A 1558-nucleotide genomic window follows, 5' to 3' on the forward strand; every position below is an offset into this window, starting at 1 on the left:
AAGAAATGTTTCGTGTCCATTTTTAATCTTAAAGCTACCTTTTTTTTATTACCAGACTTGACCTCCTTTGACGCGATCGTTGGCCTAGACCTGTTAAAACAGGCCGGCGCGTCACTTTGCCTAGCTTCCGGCAAGCTCAAATGGGGCTCCGGAGCAGAGCAAATTGACTTTCATACTTGCCCCGATGTCAATTTCACCAAAGTAGATTGCTCGGACGCACCGCCCTTAATTAAGGGTGCTTTTTTAAAAATGCTCGGGAATAGGAAAAAAGCTTTTGCTGATCCTAATGAGGCTCTTCCTTACAATACGTCGGTGGTAGCCACCATCCGGACGGTTGATGAGGAGCCCATTTATGCCAAGTTATACCCATATCCCATGGGAGCAGCTGACTTCGTCAACGGCGAAATTCAGGAACTGCTTAAAAATGGCATAATCCAAAAGTCAAAGTCCCCCTACAATAACCCAATATGGGTCGTAGACAAAAAGGGCACTGACGATGCGGGCAATAAAAAAATGCGCTTGGTGCTGGACTTTCGAAAACTTAACGAAAGGACGGTACCAGACAGATACCCCATGCCAAATATCTCTATGATATTGGGGAATCTCGGCAAGGCCAAATACTTCACGACCCTCGATCTGAAGTCTGGCTACCACCAAATCACGCTCGCAGAACGCGACCGTGAAAAGACAGCGTTCGCAGTAAACGGAGGGAAATATGAGTTCCGAAGGCTGCCATTCGGACTCAGGAATGCTGCAAGCATCTTCCAAAGAACAATTGACGATATTCTGCGAGAGCAGATCGGAAAGTTCTGCTACGTTTACGTCGATGACGTCATCATCTTTTCGGAAGATGAAAACGACCATGTCAAGCATGTAGATTGGGTTCTGAAGAGCCTGTACGACGCTAACATGAGAATATCGGCAGAAAAGTCACGTTTTTTTAAGAAAAGCGTGAGCTTCCTGGGGTTCATCGTCACCAACAATGGGGCGGCGACTGACCCAGAAAAGGTTAAGGCCATAAAGGAATTTCCGGAACCCAAAAACGTATTTGAGGTAAGGTCATTCTTGGGCTTAGCCAGCTATTATCGTTGCTTTATCAAAGACTTCGCATCAATAGCTAGGCCCATTTCAGACATATTGAAGGGCGAGAACGGTAGTGTTAGCCGACACAGGTCCAGGAGTATCCAGGTAGAATTTTCCGAAGCGCAACAACGTGCCTTCGAAAAGCTACGCAATATCCTGGCGTCTGAGGACGTCATCCTGAGATACCCTGATTACAAAAAAGCGTTTGATCTAACGACAGACGCTTCGGCCTACGGCATTGGCGCAGTGCTGTCCCAGGAGGGACGTCCCATTACAATGATCTCAAGGACATTGTCTGACAGAGAGGTTAACTATGCTACCAACGAAAGGGAGCTGTTAGCCATAGTCTGGGCACTGGCTAAGTTGCGGCACTACCTGTATGCGGTTAAAGAGATAAACATCTTTACCGATCACCAACCTCTGACGTTCGCGGTATCGGAGTCCAATCCGAACGCCAAAATTAAGAGATGGAAAG

General features: G+C 47.0%; 1 protein-coding gene. It reads left to right on the forward strand.

Annotated features, from left to right (window positions below; translation table 11 throughout):
- Positions 1–312 precede the first annotated feature (312 nt).
- On the forward strand, positions 313–1558 hold a 1246-nt coding region (locus DK874_RS12150), incomplete at its 3' end, for a reverse transcriptase domain-containing protein (RefSeq protein WP_162798795.1).

It is taken from the genome of Thermus caldifontis (genome assembly GCF_003336745.1).
GTDB lineage: Bacteria > Deinococcota > Deinococci > Deinococcales > Thermaceae > Thermus > Thermus caldifontis.